Annotated in this window: 20 protein-coding genes; 4 read left to right on the forward strand and 16 right to left on the reverse strand. The window is 61.6% G+C overall.

The genetic code is table 11. The annotated features are described in order from the left end of the window. Positions 1-2: 2 nt before the first annotated feature. From J2Z75_RS19870 to J2Z75_RS19930, 13 genes are all read right to left on the reverse strand, one after another. Positions 3-1,418, reverse strand: coding sequence for an FAD-binding oxidoreductase (locus J2Z75_RS19870; protein WP_209854510.1), 1,416 nt, complete (start codon positions 1,416-1,418; stop codon positions 3-5). Positions 1,419-1,437: 19 nt separating this feature from the next. Next, positions 1,438-1,974: a flavin reductase family protein gene (locus tag J2Z75_RS19875; RefSeq protein ID WP_209854511.1), complete on the reverse strand. Its 537-nt coding sequence runs from the start codon at positions 1,972-1,974 to the stop codon at positions 1,438-1,440. A 4-nt stretch (positions 1,975-1,978) separates the two neighbouring features. Continuing rightward, positions 1,979-3,337 carry an LLM class flavin-dependent oxidoreductase gene (locus J2Z75_RS19880; RefSeq protein ID WP_209854512.1) on the reverse strand — a complete coding sequence of 453 codons (1,359 nt, stop codon included), beginning with the start codon at positions 3,335-3,337 and terminating at the stop codon, positions 1,979-1,981. A gap of 141 nt (positions 3,338-3,478) precedes the next feature. Then, a complete protein-coding gene (locus J2Z75_RS19885; RefSeq protein WP_209854513.1) occupies positions 3,479-4,402 on the reverse strand; it encodes a LysR family transcriptional regulator in 924 nt (307 codons plus the stop codon). Between the two features lie 137 nt (positions 4,403-4,539). Further along, positions 4,540-5,397 carry a Pnap_2097 family protein gene (locus tag J2Z75_RS19890; RefSeq protein ID WP_209854514.1) on the reverse strand — a complete coding sequence of 286 codons (858 nt, stop codon included), beginning with the start codon at positions 5,395-5,397 and terminating at the stop codon, positions 4,540-4,542. Then, positions 5,397-6,671 carry an MSMEG_0569 family flavin-dependent oxidoreductase gene (locus J2Z75_RS19895; protein WP_209854515.1) on the reverse strand — a complete coding sequence of 425 codons (1,275 nt, stop codon included), beginning with the start codon at positions 6,669-6,671 and terminating at the stop codon, positions 5,397-5,399. The genes J2Z75_RS19890 and J2Z75_RS19895 overlap by 1 nt, the downstream gene beginning before the upstream one ends. A gap of 11 nt (positions 6,672-6,682) precedes the next feature. After that, positions 6,683-6,970 (reverse strand): MSMEG_0570 family nitrogen starvation response protein, encoded by a 288-nt coding sequence (locus tag J2Z75_RS19900; RefSeq protein ID WP_209854516.1) that lies wholly within the window; start codon positions 6,968-6,970, stop codon positions 6,683-6,685. Continuing rightward, positions 6,963-8,120 carry an MSMEG_0565 family glycosyltransferase gene (locus J2Z75_RS19905; protein ID WP_209854517.1) on the reverse strand — a complete coding sequence of 386 codons (1,158 nt, stop codon included), beginning with the start codon at positions 8,118-8,120 and terminating at the stop codon, positions 6,963-6,965. Before J2Z75_RS19905 ends, J2Z75_RS19900 begins: the two co-directional genes overlap by 8 nt. Then, entirely contained in the window at positions 8,117-9,091 is a 975-nt protein-coding gene (locus J2Z75_RS19910) for a sll0787 family AIR synthase-like protein (RefSeq protein WP_209854638.1), read from the reverse strand. Before J2Z75_RS19910 ends, J2Z75_RS19905 begins: the two co-directional genes overlap by 4 nt. Before the next feature lie 2 nt (positions 9,092-9,093). Then, a complete protein-coding gene (locus J2Z75_RS19915) occupies positions 9,094-9,636 on the reverse strand; it encodes an MSMEG_0567/Sll0786 family nitrogen starvation N-acetyltransferase (RefSeq protein ID WP_209854518.1) in 543 nt (180 codons plus the stop codon). Further along, the gene (locus J2Z75_RS19920; RefSeq protein WP_209854519.1) at positions 9,633-10,745 is read right to left on the reverse strand and encodes an MSMEG_0568 family radical SAM protein; all 1,113 of its coding nucleotides are present in this window, start codon (positions 10,743-10,745) and stop codon (positions 9,633-9,635) included. Before J2Z75_RS19920 ends, J2Z75_RS19915 begins: the two co-directional genes overlap by 4 nt. Then, positions 10,678-11,721 (reverse strand): Nit6803 family nitrilase, encoded by a 1,044-nt coding sequence (locus J2Z75_RS19925; protein WP_209854520.1) that lies wholly within the window; start codon positions 11,719-11,721, stop codon positions 10,678-10,680. The genes J2Z75_RS19920 and J2Z75_RS19925 overlap by 68 nt, the downstream gene beginning before the upstream one ends. A gap of 76 nt (positions 11,722-11,797) precedes the next feature. Then, positions 11,798-12,280 (reverse strand): MSMEG_0572/Sll0783 family nitrogen starvation response protein, encoded by a 483-nt coding sequence (locus tag J2Z75_RS19930; RefSeq protein WP_209854521.1) that lies wholly within the window; start codon positions 12,278-12,280, stop codon positions 11,798-11,800. A 366-nt stretch (positions 12,281-12,646) separates the two neighbouring features. Between J2Z75_RS19930 and J2Z75_RS19935 the strand changes: the two genes are divergently transcribed. Together J2Z75_RS19935 and J2Z75_RS19940 are read left to right on the forward strand one after the other, a co-directional pair. Next, complete coding sequence (locus J2Z75_RS19935; protein WP_209854522.1) at positions 12,647-14,050, forward strand: aminotransferase-like domain-containing protein; 1,404 nt, start codon at positions 12,647-12,649, stop codon at positions 14,048-14,050. A gap of 141 nt (positions 14,051-14,191) precedes the next feature. Next, positions 14,192-14,596, forward strand: a complete 405-nt coding sequence (locus J2Z75_RS19940; protein WP_209854523.1) for a DUF983 domain-containing protein — start codon at positions 14,192-14,194, stop codon at positions 14,594-14,596. Positions 14,597-14,730: 134 nt separating this feature from the next. On the opposite strand, the gene dhaL is transcribed toward J2Z75_RS19940, so the two are convergent. From dhaL to J2Z75_RS19955, 3 genes are read right to left on the reverse strand one after another with little or no spacing between them, the layout of a single operon-like run. After that, positions 14,731-15,372, reverse strand: a complete 642-nt coding sequence (gene dhaL, locus J2Z75_RS19945) for a dihydroxyacetone kinase subunit DhaL (RefSeq protein ID WP_209854524.1) — start codon at positions 15,370-15,372, stop codon at positions 14,731-14,733. 14 nt (positions 15,373-15,386) lie between these two features. Further along, positions 15,387-16,379, reverse strand: a complete 993-nt coding sequence (locus tag J2Z75_RS19950; RefSeq protein WP_209854525.1) for a dihydroxyacetone kinase subunit DhaK — start codon at positions 16,377-16,379, stop codon at positions 15,387-15,389. A gap of 27 nt (positions 16,380-16,406) precedes the next feature. Next, a complete protein-coding gene (locus J2Z75_RS19955) occupies positions 16,407-17,180 on the reverse strand; it encodes an SDR family oxidoreductase (RefSeq protein WP_209854526.1) in 774 nt (257 codons plus the stop codon). Positions 17,181-17,524: 344 nt separating this feature from the next. Between J2Z75_RS19955 and J2Z75_RS19960 the strand changes: the two genes are divergently transcribed. Together J2Z75_RS19960 and J2Z75_RS19965 are read left to right on the forward strand one after the other, a co-directional pair. Further along, entirely contained in the window at positions 17,525-17,815 is a 291-nt protein-coding gene (locus J2Z75_RS19960) for a DUF6074 family protein (RefSeq protein ID WP_209854527.1), read from the forward strand. A gap of 736 nt (positions 17,816-18,551) precedes the next feature. After that, positions 18,552-19,499, forward strand: coding sequence for a calcium-binding protein (locus J2Z75_RS19965; protein ID WP_209854528.1), 948 nt, complete (start codon positions 18,552-18,554; stop codon positions 19,497-19,499). The last annotated feature ends 92 nt before the right edge of the window (positions 19,500-19,591 follow it).

Raw genomic sequence — 19,591 nt, forward strand, 5'->3', positions numbered from 1 at the left:
TGCTAAGACCTGTCGAACAGCTTGCCGGGGTTGAAGAGATTGGCCGGATCGAGCGCTTTCTTGATCTGCGCCATTAGGACGAGCTTTGTCGGGTCGGAGGTCGCCCGCAGAGCGTGAATGCGCTTCGAGCCGACGCCGTGCTCGGCGGAAAACGATCCGCCCATCGCCCTGAGATCCGCGTAGAGAATGGCCTCGATCGCGTCGCGCCGCTCGTCGGTCAGCCAATCTCCGGGCCGGTTCAGAACGATGTGCAGATTGCCGTCGGCGAGGTGGCCGAAGACGAAAGGAGAGAGTCCCGCTTCGATTGTCGATAACGCCGGAACCGCGCGGTCGAGAAACGCTTCCGTCTGACCAAGCGGCACCGAGATGTCGTAGGACGGCGCTGCCGGATAATCCCGGTACATCAGGCCGGTCTCTTCCCGAAGGCGCCAGATTTCCTGTTCCTGCGACGTCGACGCAGCAAGCACCGCCGTCGTCTCCGGATAAGGTTCGGCGATCGTCTCGAACAAGGCCATCAAGGCGTCGTGAAGCTCAGTTTCGTCATTTCCGCCGAGCCCGATGACCAGATGTGCCGGGCTGTCTCCATCGTAGTCCGGCGCGGCCCAACCGAAGTGTCCGGAGGTGAACTTGAAATAGCGCGACCAGAGAACCTCGGCGGCCCGAAGCTTTCCGGTAGCGCGCGCCAGTGCCACCAGGTCAAGGGCCGCGCGCGTCGAGGGAAGGCCGAAGATCGCTGTCGCGGTGGCGCGCGGCACCGGGTCCAGCTTGATCACGAGCTTTGTCACCACGCCGAGCGTGCCTTCGGCGCCAATGAAGAGATGCTTCAGGTCGTAGCCGGCCGAGTTTTTTACCACCCGTGTGAGATCGGAATAGACCGAGCCATCGGTCAGAACCGCTTCCAGTCCGAGAATACGGTGGCGCATGACCCCGTTGCGGAAGGCCATGACGCCGCCGGCATTGGTGGAGACCATGCCGCCGAGCGTCGCCGATCCCCGCGCGGCGAGGTCGATCCCCGGCTCAAGACGGTGTTCCATGGCCGCCTCCTGCAGGGCTTGCAGGGTCGCGCCGGCCTCGACGACGGCGACGCACTCGATCGGATCGATCTCAACGATGCGGTTCATTTTCTGCAGCGAGAGCACAAGCTCGCCGCGCTTCGATATGCCGCCCCCGACCAAACCGGTTCGTCCGCCCTGCGGTACGATCGCGATAGAGTTGCGCCTGCAGATCCCGATGACGGCGGCAACCTCTTGCGTCGATGCTGGCGAAACGACCGCGGATGCCCGCAGATTGTCCGGATGTCCGCCCGGGTCGAGTTGTGCGATTGCCTCCCCGTGGCGGATGCCGCCGCTGCCAATGGCGGCGGCGATCTCCGCAAGTGCTTGGTTGAATATCCGCGTGTCTTTCATCGGCGCCGCCATGCCAGGTTTCCCGCCCCCGTTAGACGTCACGTGTCATCGCCAATTGCTGAAATCCACCCTGCCAGTAAAGGAGCGGTTGCACATCGGGCCTGACGGTGATGGCCCGCACATGTCCGATCAGGATCGCATGCGAATGATGATGGATGGCCTGTTCCAGCGCGCAGTCAAGGACCGTCAAGGCATCCTTCAGCGCCAGCGTACCGGTCGCCAGCGTATGCCAGTCCGCGCCTGTGTAGCGCGCCAAACCCTGGCGCCCATCATGGCCGGCAAAGGATTGCGCGATATGTTGCTGATCTTGGGCAAGCACGTTGACGCAGAAGCGGCGGTGCCGTTCGAGGGCCGGCCAGGACGACGAGGTACGGTTGACGCTGACGATGACCGACGGCACGTCGGCGGAAAGCGACGAGACCGACGTGGCCGTGAAGCCTGTCCGATCATCGCCATATCCAACCGTTATGACGCTGACGGCGCCGGCGAGCTGGCGCATGGACAGCTTGAAGCTCGCCGCGTCGACGAGATGGTCCGAGTCCGGAATAATCGCGGTCGCGGCGTTCATGGCCTCAGCCTCCTGCCTTGGTGCGGGCAACCGTGAAGCGATTGTCGGGCATGGACAGGCCCAGATTTTCCCGCAGGGTCGGGCCTTCGTATTCGTCGCGGAACAAGCCGCGGCGACGCAGTTCCGGCAAGACGAGTTCGGTGAAATCGGTAAGGCTCGAGGGTAGGGTCGGAAACATCAGGATGAAGCCGTCGCAAGCGCGGCTCTCGAACCATTCCTCCATGAAATCGGCGATCTGCTTCGGCGTCCCGGTCATGCCGTTGCCGGTGTGTTTTTCGGCATAGTGGCGGATCAGTTCGCCGACCGTGCGGCCTTTCTTGACGAAATCGACCAGTTCATCGAACAGAGCGCGCGAGCCCTTCGGGGCATCCGGCAGGCGGTCCATCGGGAAGGGCTTGTCGAGCGGTACGCCGCGGAGGTCCGCCTCCAGAAACTCCGACAGCATCAGCCGTCCGACATCCGGATGCAGCTTGTCGATCAGAAACTCGACCTTGGCCTTTGCTTCAGCCTCGGTTTCGGCAACATTGATGACGACACCGGGCATGATCTTCAGGTCGTTCGGGTCGCGCCCATAGGCCGGCATGCGGCCCTTGACGTTCTGATAGAAGGCGCGGTTGCGGTCGATATTGGAGGCAAGGCTGAACACCACTTCAGCCGTGCGCGCCGCCATGTCCATGCCGGGTTCCGATCCGCCGGCTTGCGCGATGACAGGGCGCCCCTGCGGCGAGCGGGCGATATTAAGGGGGCCGCGTACCTGAAAGTGCTTGCCCTTGTGGTTCAACGTATGATGCTTGGTCTTGTCGTAGTAGACGCCGTTTTCGCGATCCAGCAGCAACGCGCCATCCTCGAAACTGTCCCACAGGCCGAACACCACATCGACGAATTCGTTGCCGCGCTCATAGCGCAGCGCATGCGGGTCCAGCCCTTCGCGATTGAAGTTGTAGCCGGTCTCGTCGTGGTCGGAGGTAACGACATTCCAGCAGACCCGCCCGCCGCTCAAGTGATCGATCGAGGCAAACAGGCGGGCGACGTTGAACGGCTCGTAGTAGCTGGTGGAGACGGTCGCCACCAGGCCCAGTTTTTCGGTGGAGACGGAGAGGGCGGACAGGAGCGAAAGCGGCTCGAAGCGGTTCATCTTCGTCGGGCTGCGGGCCAGCGCATCCGGATCGCCGACGCCGGCCGCAGGTGAATCGGCCAAAAACATGAAGTCAAATTTGGCGGCTTCCGAGAGCTTGGCGACGTTGAGCAAATGGCTGAAATCATTGGCGCCATTCACATCGCTTGCGGGATGGCGCCAGGCTGCAGGGTGGAAACCGAACGTGTAGACAAAGGTTCCAAGCTTCAGTTTGTCTTCTCGTGCCATGACATCCCCTTTTCTCTGTCGTGTCCGATGCTGCTTTGCAGCTCATCGTTCCAGTCGCCGAGGAAAGTATGAATGGATTGCCGATACGAACAAGCGCGCGCAGCTGCGATTTGGTTTAGTTTTTCTAAAATGTCGGCCGCATCAGAGAACATCGCGCGGCTTTGACAAACCGGCCTGAACGCGCGAAATCGCCATCACCCAATTGCGAAACTGCAGGCCGAACGGCTTTTGCAAAGCCGAACGGTCCCAGGCCAGAAAATAGCTTTCCGGCAACGGCAGGCGGATATCGACCGGAATGACCAGCGTCCGGGCCGCCAGCTCATCCTCGATCATGGAAACCTGCGCCAGCACGAAGCCGCGCTTGTTGACTGCCGCATCGATGGCGCTGCTGGAAAGGGTGAAGGAGAGCCCGGCTGGGGCCTCGCGGTATTCGATCCCGACCTTCTGCGCAAATTCACTCCAGCGCGGATAGGGCGTGAAGTGCTTTTCCCATTCCACGTTGAGCAGCGGATAGCCAAAGATGCCCGCAGGCGTCAAAGTCTCTTGCTGCAGGATGCCCGGGGCGCAGACCGGCACGACCCAGTCGCGATAAAGCTCTGTGTAGTGCTCATGCTGGATGACGTCCGAGCCGTAGCTGATGCGGAAATCGACGTCATCGAAACCCATCTGCGGTTCCTTGTCGCGGCCGATAATGCGAACGTTGGCATCCGGGTGCAGCGCCTGCCAGTCGAAAATCTTGCGGCCAATCCATTTGTTGACTACCGAAGACAGCGCACTCAACACTAGGCTGCTTTCATTGCGTGCGCGGTCGAGGGATTGCTGCGCCAATGCAAACTGATTGAACCCCTTGGAAATCTCACGGTGATAAATCCGCCCGAGCGAGGTCAGCTCGACGTTCCGTCCCCTGCGCTCCAGCAAAGCCACGCCCAGATATTCCTCGATCTTGCGGATCTGCTGGCTCACGGCACCGGGAGACACATTCAATTCAAGCGCTGCCGCCGTCACGCTTCCGCAACGCCCCACGGCCTCGAAGGCCTGCAAACCCCGAAGCGGAACCGTTTTCAATCGGCACTCCCAGCTGTTCGATCTCTAAGGACAAGTCGCCAGAGGCAAATGTCCGTTCAACTGTCTTTCATAGCCGCGCCTTTGCATCGCGACAATGATGCACAAACAGTATCGAGCAAGGCACAGCGCGATAAAAGCTAGAGTGCCCACCTGCAGAATATTTTTGCGATCACGTACCCGTCTTCACGCCGCAACTGTCCCTGCGCCGACAACGAGTCGTCGGAAAGGGCAAGCAGATCGAAGACGACGCTTTCATTCGGCTGGATGTTTCCAAGGAAAAAAACATCCCTGTGAACCAAACTGCGGCGGTCGGGAAACCAGCGCTCGAAGGCACGGTCGGCCAGCGCCTGGAATTCGGCGAAATAGAGGAGCCCGGCGCCGTTGAAGTCCTGAGAAAGGCTTGGTTCGAACCGGCATTCGCGCAGCGCCTTGTCAGTCATGACCGGAAATCCGAAATGCTCCTCCAGTCGGCCATTACGGGCATCCGCGGCTGCGCGCGCGAGAAAACTGGGCTCGAACCGCGTCGATTGCGGCTCTCGCAACGCGACACGCGTGATGGAATGATTGTCGCCTCGAACCATTCTGCGCACGAAGGTCGAAACCAGCTCGCAGGCACCAATACTTCGACCATGAACGGACATTTCGTGGCGGGTTAATGTCTGCGTGCGCGAAACGGTACTGAGTACCGAGCGGATCGTCAGAATGTCATTTGCCTGCACGTCGCTGAACCGTGCCGCCGTCAGCGACGACGCACAGATCGCGGCATAGGCTTCCTCGCCGTCGGCTGTCCGGAAGTCGGCATTGTCCATGCCGAGATGCAGCGCAAGCATCAGCCAATGGCGATGGCCGAGCTCCTTCATCAGCCAGGTTTCCGACAGGCCGCAGCCGCTCAGGTGCGGCATGCCGATCAGGACATGCGGATCAAGGGCGCGCACCATGAGATCGCGTGCCGATGGCTTTGGCGGTGGAAAATCGAGAAGGGTAGCGCTGCTCATCAGGCGTTCACCGCTTTCTTCTGAGCGGGCCTCTCCGCTGAAAGCCGGGCCGCCAGATGGCCGACGACATATTCCGCATCCTTGCCGACACTCAGGAAACGGCCCGAGCCCCAGGTCCACTGCCACGGAAGACCGAGTACGTAGACGCCAGCGACGGCGGTGACGCCACGGCGATGGACGGGATAGGCATTACCGTCGAAGATCGGTAGCCCGACGAAGGACCAGTCGGGGGTGAAACCGGTCGCCCATATGACGGACGTAATGCCTTCCGCCTTCAGATCGAGTTCGCCGGTCTCGGTTTCGGGCTGCCACAAAGGTTCGTAGACGGAACCAGTCGGGGCCTCGATATTCTTCTCGGTAATATACCGGTCGATCAGGGCATTGATGCCGTTATAGACCCGGTCGGCACCGTCGAGATTGGCCTTGAGGTTGGGTTCGAACAGCATCCGGCCTGCGGCCACGCCCGACATGCGGCCGTAAAGCGCCATGCCCTCCAGCGCGAACTTGCGCAGATCGATATCGCGGCCGCCGTCGCGACCGGTGAGATAGTGGTTGGTGTCGTGCTTCTTCTTGGTCATGCCGTCCTGTTCGACGGTGATGTCGTATTGGCCGATATCCGACAGCCAGTCGACCACATCACGGCCGCGATAGAACCGGGCGCAGCGCGGCGCATTGCCGGTGACGAGATGCACTTTCCGGCCGGCCAGATGCAGATCCTCGGCAATCTGGCAGCCGGATTGACCGGAGCCGACGACGATGACGCCACCATCGGGCAATTGACCGGAGTTGCGGTATTGCGCGGTGTGGATCTGCATGATCCCTTCGGGAAGGCGCTCGGCGGCGCGCGGGATGGCGGGGTCGCTATAGAGGCTGGTTGCGATCACCACGGCCTGCGCTGTCACCGGGCCGGCCGATGTCTCGATGTGGAAGAGATCGCCATGACGCTCCAGCGAGGTGACGACGGTGTGTTCCAGAACCGGCGCATCCACCTTGGCGACGAAGCGATCGACATAGGAAAGGATCTCGTCCTTGACCATGAAGCCGTTCGGATCCTTGCCGTCATAGGGATGGCCGGGCAGCTGGCATTGCCAGTTGGGTGTCACCAGGCAGAAGGCATCCCAGCGCTCGTTCTTCCATTTGTGGGTAACGGTCTTTTTCTCAAAGACGACATGATCGATACCGTGGGCTTTCAGATAGTGACTGGCCGAAAGCCCGGCCTGGCCACCGCCGATGACGACAGCGCTGTAATGGGGCTTCAGGGGAGGGTTGGCCATGGGAGTTCCTTTCACAGGATGAAGGTTTCGCAGCGGATGGTGGCATCCGCGTCGGTTAAAAAGGGGGTGGCTGCCTGTTCGATGCGGGCCAACTGCCCCAGCGCAAGCGAGCAGGGATAACCGTATTTCGCCTCGACCCGGTCGCTGGCGATCGTCAGCGCCTTGCGGCTGCGGTCGAGAAAATCGGTGAGCCCGTAGGTTTCTCCCTCGATGAAGAAGTCCCTGATGACGAGCGACGGGGAATAGCAGGTCTCCTTGCGGCCATCCGGCCAGGCGATGACGAAGCGCATTTCAGGCATGGGTGGGCTCCATCAGGCGTTGGTAGGAGGCAAGGTGGGCGGCAGCGGTGCGCGACCAGGCATGACGTCCGGCAACATCGAGACCCCGCGGGATGATACGGTCGCGCACAGGCCCGATCAGGGAAAGCGCCATGCCTTCCGCGATCGAGGCAGGATGGCGCGGGTCGCACCAGATCGCATCGTCCGCGTCGAGATATTCGGTGAAAGGGGCGATCGACGAGACGACGACGGGCACACCGCTTGCCATCGCTTCGAGCACGACGAGACCGTATCCCTCGGTGATGGACGGGAATACCAGAGCATCGGCCAGCCGGTAGAGATTGTGCATGTCCGCATCGGCAACCGTCCCGATGATATGGACGGCCGCGGCGTGGCTGCGCAGGCCTGAAAGGGCCGCGTGGAATTCCTGCTGATAGCCGTGATGATCGAGCAATGACGCGCCGCCGGCTATGACCAGCTGGGCATCCGGCCGGATCGCGCGTATCTGCCGGAAGGCTTCGAGAATGCCCAACGTGTTCTTGCGCGCCTCGATACCACCGATGCTAAGGAAAATCGGGCCGTTCGTCAGCTTCAACCTGTCGCGGAGCGCTGCCTGCTCGCCATTCCATGCCGGTGAAAAACGCACCGTATCCACGCCGTTGCCGACGATAGCGGCTTCAAGTCCCCGCTCGTCCTCGAGCGCTTTTTTCCAAAGACTGCTAACGGTGAAGAAGACATCGGCCGCGTCGATCGAGCGATCCTGCAGGGCCATCAGCCGTGGGTCGGCAAACTGGTCGATGTGATGAACGGTGCGGGCGAAACCGGGAATGAGCGCCTGCTGCTTCAACGTCGCGAGCGCATTGCCTGAAATGCCATCATGCGCGTGGAAGAGGTCGAAGCCGGCGGTTCCCACCCGGTCGAAATAAGCGACATAGTCATGTATCCGCTGCTCGACCATTTCCGTCATGTCCACGGCTGCAGGCTGGACAGGAATGCATTGCGTCTTGCAGGCAGGATTGCGGAAGAAGCCCGTCCCTTTCGCATCCGGCGCATGCAGGACGACCTCATGACCGAGCGTGGTCAAGGCTTCTGAAAGCTGCATGGCATGCACCACGCCGCCGCGTGGATTGGTGGAATGGGTCAGCATGGCGATGCGCAACGGTCGGCTCATGCAGCGTCCTCCCCCTGTCCAAGCCGCAACAAGGGTTTTTGGTCGTAGTCGCGGACGAGCGCATGCTCGCTGCCATCGGTAATGGTGATCCGGCTGCCGGTGCTGACCGTGCCGATCGTGGCGGCGGCGATGTTGCGGGCGGCGAACCGGCGAAGGACTTCAGTCTCGTGTTCGGGCGACACGGAGAGCAGGTAGCCGAAGCTCGGGAATGTGGCGAGCCAGCGCTCCAGGCTGACGCCGGCGGGCAGGGGAATGGCGGAAACATCGATCTCGATGCCAACACCGGAGCATTCGGCCAGCATGATGGCGGTGCCGACGATGCCGCCCTGGCTGATGTCCTTGGCCGCCAGCGCCAGCCCGGCCTCGGCGATCCCGGGCAGGATTTCCAGGTCGCCCCGCAGCCGCGCGGATGGCGCGTCGGTTGCGGCTTCCCAATTGTTGAAAGGCTCGCGATAGCGGCCGCGGTGGTCGATGGCGGCGATCAGCACATCGCCAGGCCGGGCATCGAAACTGGTCAGCAGTTTTTTCGCCCGGCCGAGGATCGCGACCGAAAGCTGGCTACGATCGGTGCGGATATTGGTGTGCCCGCCGACAATGGGAACACCGAAGATCCTGGCCGCCGCCCGCATGCCTTCGAGAACGGGCGCGGCCCCCGTCTCACCATTCGCCCAGACGGCATCGACGACCGCTATCGGGCGTCCGCCCATGGCAACGACGTCGGAAATATTGACCATCACCCCGCACCAGCCGGCAAACCACGGATCGGCGGCGACGAATTCGTTCATGAAGCCTTCGATCGCAAGGAGCAGGTAGCCGTCGCCATCCGGCAAGGCGGCGCAGTCGTCACCAACGGCGACGGATTGGCCCTGAAGGCCGAGGCTTGCCGCCACCGATCCGATATCCTGCTTGGCGGCAATGCCGTTGCTTGCGGCCAGTGTGGCGGCAAGTGCCTTGATGTCGATTACCGCCATGGTCATGCCGCCTTCCTGGCGAGTGCGACGAAGCCGGCCTCTGGCGTGATACAGGGCGGATAGAAATCGAGGTCGGCCTTCATGCTGAGATGCGGTTTGCCGTGGATCTCGATTTCGGCGAGCACATCCCAATGCAGGCGCCGGAACAGGGGGCCATTCTGGACCTGCACATTGGCCAGAAAGGTATGGCAGCCCATCGCGTGGGCGGAGGAGACGGCAAGCCTGATCAGCGTTGCCCCCAGAGCGCCGATCTTGCGGAAATCTTCATGCACGGCAAGCCGCGAGCCCCACCAGACGCCCGGTTCTGCTTCATGGATGCGCACCGTTCCGACCAGCCGGTCAGCGGCGACACCCAGCATCGACAGAGCAACGATCGGCGTCGCATAATCGTCGATTGCGTCGCGGTCGTCGTCCTTGAAGATTTGCTGCTCCTGGCAGAAGACCGCGCGGCGCAGCGCATGGGCTTGCTGCCGCTCCCAGCCGGATGTGGCGAATTTCACCTGGAACTCACTGGCACGATAGGGCGCGAAGGGTTCGAAGATCATTTCGTCAGCATCCTTTCATAGGCGGAAAGGGCCGAGCAGGCGCCGCATTTGCCGCAGCCGGCCTTGATGTCCACGGCCTTCAATCCGCTCTCGACCAGCATCCTTGAAAGCGGCGCGAGGATCGAATGCATGAACTCCGGCTTCGGCGCCGGGTGGCTTTCGAGCGGCGTTCCGGAAATCGGGACGAAGGGTACGACGAAGGGATAAACGCCGAGCGCGACGAGCCTTGTGCAGATGTCGAGGATGGCCTCACGGGCATCGCCAAGACCTGCGAGGATATAGGTAGAGACCTGTCCGCGGCCGAAGACCTCGACGGCTGCCTTGAAGGACGCCATGTATTTCTCGATCGGTACCTGCGCCTTGCCGGGCATGATGCGGGCGCGGATCTCGGGGGTGACGACTTCGAGATGCATGCCGAGCGCATCGACGCCGGCGTCTTTCATGCGTTGAAACCAGATGTCGTCTTCCGGCGGTTCGCACTGCGCCTGGATCGGCAGATCGACGGCAGCTTTGATGGCGCGGGCACTTTCGGCAAGCACGGCGGCCCCCCGGTCGTCGCCCTTCGGCGTACCGGTCGTCATCACCATATGCTTGACGCCATCGAGTTCGACGGCGGCCTTGGCAACTTCGGCGAGCTGCGCCGGCGTCTTGTGCGCCACCGTGCGGCCGGCTGCGAGCGACTGGCCGATGGCGCAGAACTGACAGGTTTTCGTCCGGCTCTGATAGCGGATGCAGGTTTGCAGCACCGTCGTTGCCAGCACGTCCTTGCCGTGCAGGACGGCGATCTGCGAATACGGGACGCCGTCGGCCGTCGAACGCTCGTAGAAGCGCGGACGCAAGGGGAAGGAGACTTCGCCGATGACCGTTCCGTCACGACTGATGCGGCTTTTGCCTGCATCATCCGGTTTTTCCACCAGATAGGGGCTTTCGAAGGCCGGCGCCGTGTGCACCGGCACCATCACGGTCATGCCGTCGATGGTGATCGCCTTGTGATCGGAAGGTCCCGCGCCACCGCGCCGGCTTTCATGGCCGGCCTTCGGATCAACGAGCCGGGCTCCGAAGGACTGCAACTCGTTGATCAGCGTTTCGGTCGAGAGGGAGTTCTCCATCGGTCTTTGTCCTTGTCGGTGCGATTTCGTGAGTTGGAAGAAGGGATGCATCCGTCATCGGTGCGGTTACGCGGCCGTCCATCACCAGATGCAGCAGTTCGGGCCGGGCATAGTGGCCGACCGAATCCATCATCCGCTTGCGCTTGACGATCAGACTCATGTCGAGATCGGCAATCAGGATACCTTCGCCTTCGGTCAGCGGCGGCACGACATGTTTGCCTTCCGGAGAGATGATCGCCGTCATGCAGCCGCCGCGCAGTGCCTTTTGCAGCCCCTGGTCGGGCGTGATCGAGGTGATCTGCTCGTCGCTCAGCCATCCTGTGGAATTGACGACGAAGCAGCCGCTTTCCAGCGCATGATGGCGGATCGTCACCTCCATCTGCTCGGCAAAGATCGGGCCGACCATCGAACCCGGAAACTGGGCGATGTGGATTTCCTCGTGCTGGGCCATCAGCGCGTAGCGCGCCAGCGGATTGTAGTGTTCCCAGCAGGCCAGCGCGCCCAGACGGCCCACAGTGCTGTCGACGACCTTCAGGCCGGACGCGTCGCCCTGGCCCCAGATCATGCGTTCGTGGAAGGTCGGGGTGATCTTGCGGCGCTTGAGGATCAGCGTTCCGTCGGCGTCGAACAGAAGCTGGGTATTGTAGAGCGTGCCGTGATCCCGCTCGTTGACGCCCAGCGCCACGACGATGCCATGTTCGCGCGCCGCAGACGCGACGCTTTCGGTGGCAGCGCTCGGGACGGTGACCGCCTCCTCATAGAGACGGATGTGTTCGCGGCCGGAAAGGACGGGCGGCAGGACGAAGGAAAAGTACGGATACCAGGGTACGAAGGTTTCCGGAAAAACAATCAGTTCGGCGCCCTTGGCCGCTGCCTCGCGGATGGCATCCAGCACGCGGGCAAGCGTTTTTTCGCGCGACGTCAGATCCGGCGCGATCTGGACAGCGGCAACCCGGACGGTCGATTTTTTCTCCATGACGAATTCCTCGGTCGGTGAAGTGAGGGGGGGGGCGGAGCAGGGGCTCCGCCCGTTTTCAATGGATAAAGGCGGGTCAGAGGGTCCAGGTATCGAGGATGAAGGCACCGTCGCGGCGATGGATGAGGATCAGGTCGAGCACGTCGAGCGGACTGATCGGCTTGATGCCGGGGATCAGCGCGCCTTCACCATGACCATAGAGCGCCTGGAGCGCGAAACGGCAGGCATAGACCTTGCCGCCCTCTTCCATGAACTTGACGATCTGGTTGTTGAAGTTCAGATGGCCGGGAAAGGCCTCCGCGCCAAGCGTCGGAAAGCCGCGCTGGACGCCGAGCGTCACGCCCGGGCCGTAGAGCAGGATGGAGGTCTCGAAACCTTTCCGCTTCAGGCGGGTGGCCTGCAACAGATTGACGAAACCGATCGAGCCTTCGAAGGCGACGGTATGGAAGGTGACGAGGGCTTTCTCGCCCGCCGCCGCCTGAACGTCCTCGAAAACCTTTTCTTCATAATCGACAAGAAAGTCGCCTTTTTGATTGGCTGGCTTGGTCACTGCGGGCATGGATGGCTCCTTGGTTGAAATCCGATCCCCATCCGGGGAGCATCCATCCAATTGCAAGCCGTGTGCCAGATTGATTTTGCCCAAATGACAGTCAAATACCGCGAAAATACATTCAATTATACAGTCAATTTTGGCACGGGAAATTTCAGGGCTGATTTTCTGGGCGTTTCGATGCAAAAATCGAATGCAGAGAAGCTCAGAATGAATGCCATCAATATACATTCATTCAATTCGGCACCGGCGCAGCGCCCGCCCGGTTCTCCTTGCAGATACCATTTTTCTGGGGGTTGAGACATTTTTCGTGACAGGACGCGGTTGCAACAATATACGGTCAATGTCGACGAAGAAGGACATGGCGATATCCCGATGAAAGACTGGCGACCCGATTTAAGCCGCAGCAGCAGCCCTCGTTACATGGCCATCGCCGACCTGATCGAGATGGATCTGCGCAGCGGTCATCTGGTCATTGGAGACCGGCTGCCGCCGCAGCGTGCGTTGGCGAAGCGGCTGGACATCGATTTCACCACCGTGGCGCGCGGCTATGTCGAGGCGCAGAAGCGCGGGCTGGTGGATTCGCATGTCGGACGCGGCACCTTCGTCACCGGCGGCGCTGACAAGGAACGGCTCGGCTTTGTTTCCGATACAGCGCCGGATCCGCGCCGCGCGTCCGCCATCGATCTTTCGATGAACATGCCGCCGGAACCGACCGATCCGGAACTGATCGCGCGGATGCGCGAGGGGATATCGGCGGTGGCATCCAGCCTGATCCCGTTGCTGCGCTACCAGGGGTTCGGCGGCTCGGGCATGGACAAAGAGGCTGCCGCCGCCTGGCTCAGCCGGCGCGGGCTGGTGCCGTCGCAGGAACGCATTTTCGTGACGCCAGGGGCGCATCCGGCACTATTGGCCATCTGCGGCCTGTTGGCCAAGCCGGGCGAAACCATCCTGTCGGAGAGCATAACCTATCCCGGCATCCGCTCGATCGCGGCGCAGCTGCGGCTTAATCTGTCAGGCTTGCCGATGGACGCTCACGGCATCCTGCCGGATGCCTTCGCCGACGCATGCGAGAGACTGAAACCCAAGGGCCTCTATCTCAATCCGACCCTGCAGAACCCGCTGACGCTGACGATCCCGGAGCGACGGCGCGAGGAGATCTGCGCGGTGGCGCGCAAATTTCACGTGCCGATCATCGAGGATGACGCCTATGGCTTCATTCCGCTGCATGCGCCGCCGCCGTTCGCGGCCATGGCGCCGGACCTCACCTGGCATATCGGAGGCCTGGCAAAATGCATCGGCGCCGGTCTTCGGCTGGCCTATGTCGTTGCGCCGGATACCAAGGCGATCTGGCCTTTCGTCAGCGCCATGCGCGCCAACAACGTCATGGCATCGCCGCTCAACATGGCGCTTGCCACCCGCTGGATCGAGGATGGCACCGCCGATACGATCCTGCGCTTCATCCGCAAGGAGGCAACGGCACGCCAGGAAATGGTCGCAGCCGTTCTGCCGGCTGGCAGCTATCGCGGCGATCCGATCAGTTTCAATATCTGGCTGCCGCTGAACAACGGCTGGACGCGCTCAACCTTCGGCAGCCATATGCGCGCCTCCGGCATCGGGGTCGTCGCCAGCGATGCTTTTACCGTCGAAGGCCCAGCACCGGAGGCGGTGCGCGTCTGCCTTGGCGGACCCATCGACAGGGAAAAACTCCAGGGCGCCCTGGAGTATATGGGTCACGCGCTCGAAGGCCCGCCCGAACTCGCCGCGTCCTTCTTCTAGTCTCGTTCACCGTCTAGAAACACGCCTCGCTCCCGATGAGCAGGCGCTGCGTCACTATGCCATATCGAATCAATCGGATAAATGTACTTATATTGACTGCAATCAATGATGACATTGATCGCAAATATAGGAGCATTCGTCATGCAAACGGAATGGTCGCCAATCCCGCCGACAACAACGGGGCTCAGGGGTCGATGCCCGCGCTGCGGCCAGGGGCACATTTTCAACGGCTTCCTCAAGATGCGGCCAGAATGTGAAGTCTGCGGCCTCGACTATGGTTTTGCCGATCCGGCGGACGGCCCCGCATTCTTCGTCATCTGCTTTGCCTGCGTGCCAAGCGTCCTGCTCGGCGTGTGGCTTGAAGTCCAGTACAGTGCGCCCTTGTGGGTTCAGCTTCTGGTCACAGGCCCCTTCATGCTGGCCACCTGCATACCGCCCCTGCGGCCGCTCAAGGGATGGCTGGTCGCCAGCCAGTATTTCTACAAGGCGGAAGAGGGGAAACTTGTCTCGCCGTCGCCGATCGCACCGTCGAGCTCGGAAAGATGAGTCTCCCGGCCTCGATCATCTGCGACATTATCTGAAACATCTTGGCCATGCCGCCCGCCGTTTGCAACCGCAATCCGAAAGAGCCGGCGCGCGGCCACAGCGTTTGCCGCCATGGTCGCGCAGTCCTGGGGGACTTACTGCAGCAGGGCGCGGGCGCCGAGCGACAGTTCCTTCAGGATGATGGCGCAAGACGTCGCACCGGCATCGAGCACGCCGAGCGACCGTTCGCCGAGACGACTGGCGCGGCCGATCTTTGCAACGAGATGGATGGTCGAATCGCGGCCGGCTTCCGCGGCTTCCACCAATGCGTCGAGCGCCTCGCTGAAGGATTTTCCGGCAGCAGTCGCTGTGTCGAAGGCCTTGACGGCAGGCACCAGCGTATCGATCAGCGTCTTGTCGCCGACCTTGGCCGAGCCGATCTCCTGGATGCCGTCCAGTCCCGCATGCAACATGGCACTGTAGGTCTTCGCGTCCACCGCCTCGACGCCCTGCAGCTTTTCGGCAAATTCGGTAAACATGACGCCGTAGAGCGGCCCCATTGACCCACCGATTTCCGTCATCAGCAGCGTGCCGAGCGTATCGAGCGCGTCGGAAAGCGAAGCGTCTTTGCCCTTCAGGCGCTCGGCGGCCATGCCGAAGCCCTTGGCCATGTTGACGCCATGGTCGCCGTCTCCGATCTTGCCGTCGATCTCGCTGAGATAGGCGCGGTTTTCGATGATCCGTTCGGCCAGCGAAAGAACGATCGCGCCGGCGGCGGCATTTGAGAAAGTCTGCATGGTGATATCCCCCGTCAAAGTACGATCGTGCAGCGCGCCTCGGCATCGATGAGCGTTTTCAGCTCGTCGTCGAGGGCCATCACCGTCAGCGTCGCCCCGACCATTTCGAGCGAGGTGAAATAGTTGCCAATAAAGGTCTTGTGAATCTTCAGCCCACGCCCGGCGATCTCCTGCTCGATTGTATCGTAGAGGATGTAGAGTTCGTTGAGCGGCGTGGCACCGAGGCCGGAGACCAGGACCGCGACTTCCGTTCCTGCCGGCAGGGCATGATCGTCGAGTACGATCTTGCACATGTCCTTTGCCACAGCGTCCGCGGTCTTCAGGGGCTCGACCCGGACGCCGGGTTCGCCGTGGTGGCCGATGCCGACTTCCATGGTGCCCGGCTCGATCGGGAAATTCGGGTGTCCGACAGCCGGCAGGGTGCAGGGACCGAGCCCGACGCCGATCGAACGGCAATTGTCGATCGCCTTCTGCGCGGTTGCCCGCACTTCTTCAAGGCTTGCTCCGTTCGCCGCCTTGGCGCCGCCGACCTTCCACATGAAGATTTCCCCGGCCACGCCACGGCGCTTGTCGCGCTCCTCTGGCGGTGCCGAGCAAACATCGTCATTGGCAACCACCGTCGCGATCTCGATGCCGGCCTTTGCGGCCAGCTTGATCGCCATTTTCACGTTCATGTTGTCGCCCGCATAATTGCCGTAGAGGCAGACGACGCCCTTGCCGCTATCGGCTTCGCGCATGGCGTCATAAAAACTCTTGGCCGTTGGGGACGAGAACAGCTCGCCGACCGCCACGGCATCCAGCATGTTGCGGCCGGTGTAGCCGATGAAGGCCGGCTCATGCCCCGAACCGCCGCCGGTGATGACGCCGACCTTGCCCGGTACGGGCGCGTGCCGGGAGACGATGACCCTCGGATTTTCGGCAAGACGAACGAGATCGGAATGGGCCTTGACGAAACCCTTGACGGTATCTTCGACCACTTCGTCCGGATTATTGATGAACCTTTGCATGGTAACTCCTGTCTATGTCGTCGCGCGTCAGAGGATCGTGTAGCCGCCGTCGATCAGAAGATCGGCGCCGTTGATCATGTCCGCGCCGGCGGAGGCCAGAAACACGGCGGCGGCGGCAATTTCTTCGGGGTAGGCAAAGCGTCCCGTGGGGATGCGCTTGCGCGCAGCCTCTCCCTTTTCGCCGGCCCAGGCCTTCTTGCCGAGCTCGGTGAGCACGATGGTCGGCGACAGCGTGTTGACGCAGATGCCGTGCTTGCCCCATTCGGCGGCAAAGGTCTTAGACAGGCCGATGACGCCGAATTTCGAGGCACAATAGGCGACGTGTTCCTCGATGGCGACCGTGCCCGCCTGCGAGGCAAGATTGATGATCTTGCCGCCCTTGGCCGCTGCGATCATCACCCGGCCGACGGCCTGCGTCACGAGGAAGGTGCCCTTGAGATTGATGTCGATGGTCTTGTCCCAGTGCTCCAGCGCCAGGTCTTCGGCTGGAGCGAGAAAGGCAACGCCGGCGCTGTTGACGGCAATGTCGATACCGCCGAAGGCCGCGACGACATCGGCAACCGCTGCCTGGACCGATGCGGGGTCGGCGACATTGCAGACGAACGGCTTGGCTTCCCCGCCGAGGCGGGTCGCCTGAGCGGCAGCCGCATCGGCATTAATGTCGAGGACGGCAACCTTCGCGCCCTTGGATGCGAAGGCAGCGGTGATCGCTGCACCGATACCGGAGGCGCCGCCGGTGACCAGCGCCACCTTGCCGGTCAAGGGAAAGTTCAGGTCGATCTGTGGGGCAGTATCGGTCATGGTGTCAAACCTCGGTTGTGAGTTCAGCGAGGCGGTCTGCCCCGGTAGAGTGGCCGCCCGCTCTTATTCTTACTTACTTACGCGCTTCCAGCAGCTTGTCGACATTTTCGCCGGTCACGGGCGTCCACGGCGATGCCGGAAGCAAGGGCCTCGGCCGGATTGTTGAACTCGACGGGCGTGCCGCGCCAGGTCGCCCGAAAGCAAGCATCCGCCCCGGCTTTACTATCATGCAATTGAGCCGAAGCCTCCCTTTCAGCCACTAAAATGGCAAAGCGGGCACTGCGGATACGAAGCGTTAACTATATGCTTTGTAAATCAGAATCGCCAACATGGAGAACCGCCGGATGAGTGCTGCGTTGATGGATTTGCGTTTTTCGGAAACGGAAGAACGGGTCGTGCCGTTTCCTTTGTCGGGACAGGTCAGCACCATCAGGCGCTGCGCTTCGAAACTGGAAAGCATCCATGGCGAAGAGGCGCTTCAATATTGGAAAGCCGAATGCCGCGCCCTGGCGGAAAATCTGCGAAACCGCGGCTGTGCCGAAGAAGCGATCCGCGCGCAGGTCATGGCCTTCCAGACTGAAGTCCAGGTGGAAATGATGCGCCGGTATTCGGATCGCCTGGCCGCCGAAGCGTAAGGCGGCGACCACCTCGATCCGTAAACGGGTAAGAGCACGGCTGCGGCGACCGCATCGTCGGGCCTTGGACGCGGACGAAACCGCCACGCGCCGCAAAATATCAGGCGAAACATGATATTTGCCGATCGCGTCCGTTTAGGCGACGCGAGGTTTGGGCCCCCGCCGGCGAAAATGCACTTTTGTGGCGTGGTGCAAGATTTTTTCGACCAAAGCCCTTCAGATATACTTGACTCTAAAATTCATGATATCTAAACGTTTCCGCAGGGTAACGAATTCTAACGGCTGAAAGGTCGTCGGATTTTCGGCCCTGGGTTCGTGCGCTCAACATATTCGGGCTGCCGTCCCTTGGACTATAGGCATGCCCGGTCGATGCTCCTCTCTCGGAGCCTGCCCGGTTCGGGCAAACCCAAACCATCGTCATTGATCTTCCGGCCGGTGCGGCACCTCGCACCGGTACGGCGAAGCTTTGCGCTTCGGTTCGGTTTTGGGGAGGCCTTCGTTGTGAATACCATCATCAAGGATATGCGCGCCGATTTCTGGTGTCTCGCGGGTCTGTTCACGAGGACAGGCTTCCGTTCGACACCGGCTGAAGGCGCCCGGCCGGCCATTCACCACCCTTCCCGACGCGTGGAGAAGCTCCATGCAGAAACAGGAAAGACGATGACTATGGCAACGAGACCGATCTCCCACCACGACCGCGCACCTGCGCCAGCTGCAACGGCAAGGAGCGCTTGATATGGCTGTGACCATCACCGTCGGCACCACGGCCGGCCTCAACTATGACGACTATCTGAGCACCTCGTCCACCTCCTTCCTTAACGGCAACGTCGCCGACCCGGGCTATGGCGAGTTCTACGGCACCGCCCACTCCGTCTTCGGCGGGCCGCAGCATCTCGTTTCCAGCTCGGCTGTCGACGGAACCGCCACGCCGACGGAGAAGGGCGTGCTCGCCACCGGCGATTTCGACTATAATTTCAACGGCCATACCCTCGATGGCACGCTGAACAAGGTCGAATTCGGTTATGGCCCGAAGCTCAACACGGCTGGCCTGCTCGGCGCCGACAGCTACGTGACGCTCGACAGCGGCACGGACCTGACGATCGACGGCCTCAACCTGACGACGACAGGGGCAGGGGCCAACACCACGCACTCGATCCTCTACGGCTTCATCAGTGATACCGCCGTACCGCTGACGGACTATCTCGCGTCGCTCACATCGGGCGTCGAGTTCATCGGCAATACCGGCAACGACACTTTTACGGGCTATGGCTACAACGACGTCATCTCCGGCGGCGGTGGAGCCGATACGCTCAGGAGTGCTGGTGGCAATGACACCATCAATGGTGGCGCCGGGAACGACATCATCAACGGCGGTGCAGGCATCGATACGCTGACGGGCGCCGGCGGCAACGACATCTTCGTCTTCGTGTCGGCAGCGGAAGCCAATAGCGACACCATCGCCGATTTCAACGCTGGCACGTCATCGGGTTTCGCTGACCGTCTGGACCTCAGAGGCAGCAGTGTAACCGCTTTCTCCGGCGCGGCCGCCAACAACAGCATTTGGTTCGACAGTGGATCCAGCAAGTTCTTCGCCGACACGACCGGTGACGCAACGGCTGACTTCGAGATCAACGTCGCATCGATCTCCGGAACACTTGGCGGGAGCGATTTCATTTTCGTTTAGCCGCGACTTCGGGCGGATGGCTGCGCTTCGCCGCAGCCATCCGCCATTTTTGAAAACAGCCGGTCCTGATCTTCGGAATGCTTCGCGGATCA

The organism is Rhizobium herbae, from assembly GCF_017873135.1.
Taxonomy (GTDB): Bacteria; Pseudomonadota; Alphaproteobacteria; order Rhizobiales; family Rhizobiaceae; genus Pararhizobium; species Pararhizobium herbae.